At 39.4% G+C, this 4950-nt stretch carries 4 protein-coding genes; all 4 read right to left on the bottom strand.

Annotated features, from left to right (window positions below; all coding sequences use genetic code 11):
- Positions 1-84: 84 nt before the first annotated feature.
- Positions 85-1263 carry a substrate-binding domain-containing protein gene (locus D0463_RS18900; RefSeq protein WP_117308900.1) on the bottom strand — a complete coding sequence of 393 codons (1179 nt, stop codon included), beginning with the start codon at positions 1261-1263 and terminating at the stop codon, positions 85-87.
- A gap of 259 nt (positions 1264-1522) precedes the next feature.
- On the bottom strand, positions 1523-2524 hold the full coding sequence (locus D0463_RS18905) for a LacI family DNA-binding transcriptional regulator (RefSeq protein ID WP_117308901.1): 1002 nt from the start codon (positions 2522-2524) through the stop codon (positions 1523-1525).
- Between the two features lie 198 nt (positions 2525-2722).
- On the bottom strand, positions 2723-3694 hold the full coding sequence (locus D0463_RS18910; RefSeq protein ID WP_117308902.1) for a sugar phosphate isomerase/epimerase family protein: 972 nt from the start codon (positions 3692-3694) through the stop codon (positions 2723-2725).
- A complete protein-coding gene (locus D0463_RS18915; RefSeq protein WP_117308903.1) occupies positions 3691-4857 on the bottom strand; it encodes a Gfo/Idh/MocA family protein in 1167 nt (388 codons plus the stop codon). Before D0463_RS18915 ends, D0463_RS18910 begins: the two co-directional genes overlap by 4 nt.
- Positions 4858-4950: the final 93 nt, after the last annotated feature.

Raw genomic sequence — 4950 nt, forward strand, 5'->3', positions numbered from 1 at the left:
AGGTTGTTCCAATTCATTCACCTTCTTTTTAATAGAGGCTGCTAAAAATCTAGCAGCCTTTATTGATTTCTATAAATCAAAAGATTATTTTGCGGCGTCTTGAATTACTTTAGGAGCATCGGTGCGGTAAGCTAGTTTCCATGCTTCTAAAACATTCTCTTGCGTAACTGTTAAACCTGGAACCGAAACAAATGGAGGAACTTCTTTACCCAGTAACGCATAGCCACCTAAGATTGCCTGTGCAACCCCTTGGTCAAATGGCAATTGTGCTCCAAGACCTTTGACGTTTCCACCGGAAGCGATTTCTAAAGCAACGTTAGTGCCTAAATCGACCGTTGTAATCACTAAATCATCTTTTCCAGCCGTACGTGCAGCTGCTAGGACTCCTTCAGCAGGTACATCCCAAATGGCGAATATGCCATCTAAATCAGGGTTTCTCTGCAACATGGCAGACGCTACTTTTTCTGCATCGTTAGGTGTAGTAATCCCGCTACTGACTACGATTTCAATATCAGGATATTTTTCTTTAATAGTTTTTTCTACAGCTTCTCTGCGTTGGTTATTTACAAAGAAATCAATATCATGGAAAATTATACCCATTTTTCCTTTACCCTTAAGCTCTTTCCCCATAATTTCACCTGCAGCGACACCATTTCCATAATTGTCAGAAGCGACAACGCTTACATAATCTTTGCCGGCTTCTAATCCAGCAGGCATGCTATCCATAAACACTAATTTTACGCCAGCAGCTGAGGCTTTTTTAAATGCTTCAGCAGTAGAAACAGGATCTACTGGCAAACTTACGATAATGTCAGGGTCTTTTGCCAAGATTGTTTCGATATCTGCTATCTGTTTTTCAGGTTTAAATTGTCCATCAGTAACAGCAACGACTTCAACACCCATTCTTTCAAATGCCGCTTTTAGACCGTTTATGATTGCAGTTGAAAAGTCATTACCTGCATAATGCATTGCAATGGCAGCTTTATATTTGCCCGCTTTAATTTTCGCAAGGTCCTCTTCTGAAAGTTGGAATTCGCTTGCATTTACCGCATCTTCGCCATGCGGGCCTTTACTTATTATTTCTTTGTCGGCTGGGATTTCTGGATTAATGGTTAGTGGACCTGATTCAGGTAATTTTACTTCACTTCCCTTACTCTTTTCGTCCCCATTTTCAGAATTCGAAGCACTCTCTTTGCCACATCCAACAAGCGCGAGACTGCTAATCACCATAATCATAATAAACATTGATAAATACTTTTTCATAAAAAGCCCCCTGTTCTTCTAAATAAATTCCTCTAAAGATTCTAAGATTATTAGGATTTGACGGCTTATTTCAGCACGTTTTACTTTCTATTATTATGATTGCTCTTGAGGCTACGCAGAGAACAAAATCACCTCCTTAATTATCAATCTGCAATGTAACCGATTACATTCAAGGCTAAAAAATTTTATTTATGTAATCCATTACATTGGATATTAAATAAAAAGATAGAAAGGTTATACTATCTTTTTATTTATTGTTTTAAAGGATCTCTTTGCTTGATTCACGAACAATAAGCTCATCTGCTAAAATATATTGTTTTTTTTCATCTAACCTATCTTGATTGATAATTTTAATAAGTAATTCCGTAGCCTTTGAACCTATATCAAAAGTAGGCTGTGCTATTGTCGTAAGAGAAGGTTCAAAGATAGAAGCAAATTTGATATCATCAAAACCAATAACAGATAAATCTTCCGGTACTTGTAATCCCTTCGATTTAATTGCCTTGATGGCTCCGATCGCCATTTCATCATTGGCAGCAAATACGGCAGTCGGAGGGTGGTCTATTGCTAATAATTTTAACATCATATTAAAACCGCTTTCATACGAAAAGTCCCCTTCTTGAACCAATAGCGGTTCAACCGGCAGGCTACGTTGAGCCATCGCTTGCTTAAAGCCTTTTAATCGGTCCCGCCCTAAAACCACATTGAGTGGGCCGGAGATAAAACCGATTCTTTTATGTCCTAAACCAATTAAATAATCGGTTGCCTTTCTGGCACTGCTGATATTATCAATTGAGACCGTTGGGATTTGCGATCCTTCCATATATTCGCATGCAAGCACAACGGGGAATTCTTTCGCTATTTCATCTAAAAGTGCCTCATCAATCCTTGCGGTTAACAGAATCATTCCATCTGCTTTTTTTTGACGTAAAATATTTAAATATCCACTTTCATGTTCCACACTATTGAGAGCATCCCCTAGCAAAACCTGATATCCATTTTGAATCGCAACGGCTTCTATTCCGCGCAGTACCTTTGAAAAAAAGGTGTTCGTGATATCTGGAATAACAACTAGTATTGTTTTTGTTTCTGATCTTCTAAGCTGTCTGGCAAGCATATTAGGTTGATATTTTAATAGTTCTATTGCTTCCAATACTTTTTCTGTTGTCTCTCTTTTTACAGTTCCCGAGTTGCTTATCACTCTCGATACCGTAGCTGTGGAAACATTCGCCTTCTTTGCAACATCAATAATTCTTACCATTTATATTCTTATCCTTTCAGTGGATCTAGAAGCTAGTAAATTATATCTCGAAATAATTGTAAACGATTACATTTTGTATTGCAATACTTTTTTGAAAATTAATTGACTCATTAAGTTCTTTACTATTTCAACTCAAAACATTCTATTATTAAGTGAAAATCCCTATCAAAATTGATAGGGATTTTATTTGATACTAAATTAAGCCCACCACATCTCAGTTAATTGCTCTTTGAAAAGAATTCCTTTAAGTAAGCTGATCGCCTTGCTTAACCCTTCATCCGTGGAAGCAAGCATGTCTTCATGCTCTATGGAAAGGACATAATCGTATCCAACAGCACGGAGAGTGCTTACAATATCTTTCCACATTTTTTCATCATGGCCATAGCCGACAGATCTGAATGTCCATGAGCGGTCGAGAATTTCACTGTAGTGTTTTGTATCTAGTACGCCGTTTACACTAATATTGGCCTTATCTAAATAAGTGTCTTTCGCATGGAAATGAAAAATCGCATTTTCGCGACCAAGCTTTTTAATCGCTTCTACCGGATCGATTCCTTGCCATACAAGATGACTCGGATCGAAATTAGCTCCAATGCTTTCCCCTGCATGCTCTCTTAATTTCAATAAAGTCTCCGGGTTGTAAACTACAAAACCAGGATGCATTTCAAAAGCGATCTGATTGATTCCATGTGATTCCGCAAATTTAGCTTCCTCTTTCCAATAAGGAATCACCACATCATTCCACTGATAGTCTAAAATCTCCAAATATTCCGGAGGCCATGAACAAGTTACCCAGTTTGGATATTTAGCATTTGGATGATCACCGGGAGCACCTGAAAAACCATTAATCACAGGGACCTCTAACCGTTCAGCTAATAATACGGTTTTTCTCCAGACTTCATGAGCATCATTCGCTACTTTTTTATCTGGATGAAGCGGATTTCCATGCACGCTCAACCCGCTAATGGTTAATCCTCTTTTCTCAATTGCCCGTTGAAAAGATCTGATTTTTTCTGAGCTCCCCAATAATTCATCCGGATTACAATGATGGTTTCCCGGGTAATTGCCCGTGCCTAGTTCTACTGCTTCTACGCCCATTTCTTTTAATTTATCAAGCATTTCTTCAAAAGGAAGATTTTGATACAGGGCGGTAAATACACCTAGCTTCATGAAGACACCTCTACTTTCACCCATTTTTGCTTGTTATTGCTCTCTAAGATCGCATCAGTTATCGACATGGATATATGACCGTCTTCAAATGTCGCATACGTGAGTTTATCTTGTAGCGGGTCTTTTCCATCCCGTATAAATGAATAGAAATTCAGCATCCCATTCTTTAACGCATCCGGCCAGCCTTCATTATGCCCTCCCGGATGGTGAATCGATGATTTTGCTTCCGGTGAAAATAGGGCTGGATCTGCCAATAGAATTTCATTAGGCTTATCCCTATGCCCGATCCATAATTTCTCCGGCTCCTCCTGGTTCCAGTAAGCCGAACTCTTGCTTCCATCAATTTCAAAACTGAGCCTATTTTTTCGACCAGCACTTACTTGGGAAACAGTGAATACTCCTTTTGTTCCATCATCGAAGCGGATAAGAACTGATGAGTAATCTTCCGTTTTGATTTCTACATCTTCATAATTCTCTTCTTCAGCTGTTTGTCCACCAAAAGTGGATACATGGGACTTTGGTTTTTTCCTGACCGGCAGCACGGTTGCAAAGTCAGCAAAAACTTCGACAATTCTTTTGCCAGTTACATATTGGACTGTGTCGCACCAGTGGGATCCAATATCTGCTACCGCCCGCGTTTTCCCGCCACTTTCCGGATCTAGACGCCAGTTATAGTCTGTTTCGTACAATAACCAGTCCTGCAGGTAGCTTCCATGCACAAGGTTCACTTTCCCTAATTCATCGTTTTTGACCATCGATTCCAAGTTTTTGATAGTTGGAAATTGACGATAATTAAAGTTTACCCCGTGTACTACGTTATGTTCCTTGGCTAACGCAAGAAGCTCAGCAGATTCATTGCTTGACATCGCTAAAGGCTTCTCCGACAAAACATGCTTGCCCGCTAAAATGATCTCTTTATTAATTGAGAAATGGAGGTGATTTGGTGTGCAGTTATGAATAACCTGTATTTCATCGTCTTTAAGCATTTCACGGTAATCTCCGTATGCTTTCCCGATTCCGAGTTCAGCCGCTTTTTTCTGAGCAGTCTCCAGACCGTTATCCGCTAGTGCAACGACTTCAACAAAACCGAGCCTTCTTACTGCTTCAATATGAGTAGGACCGATGAAACCTGTCCCGATGACGCCCACCTTGATCTTTTCCATATGCGTTACCTCCTACCCACTAATTTATTTATACTAATTCTTAATTGCCTTACGTCCAAGTGCGACAGCTAAAATGATGATTAATCCGCGCAC

Origin of the sequence: Bacillus sp. V59.32b, from assembly GCF_003429085.1 — a bacterium.
Classification (GTDB): Bacteria; Bacillota; Bacilli; order Bacillales; family DSM-1321; genus Peribacillus.

Bases quoted from the DNA above. Each gene is read 5' to 3' on its own strand.
- D0463_RS18900 (WP_117308900.1), bottom strand. From the start codon at position 1,263: ATGAAAAAGTATTTATCAATGTTTATTATGATTATGGTGATTAGCAGT.
- D0463_RS18915 (WP_117308903.1), bottom strand. From the start codon at position 4,857: ATGGAAAAGATCAAGGTGGGCGTCATCGGGACAGGTTTCATCGGTCCT.
- D0463_RS18910 (WP_117308902.1), bottom strand. From the start codon at position 3,694: ATGAAGCTAGGTGTATTTACCGCCCTGTATCAAAATCTTCCTTTTGAA.
- D0463_RS18905 (WP_117308901.1), bottom strand. From the start codon at position 2,524: ATGGTAAGAATTATTGATGTTGCAAAGAAGGCGAATGTTTCCACAGCT.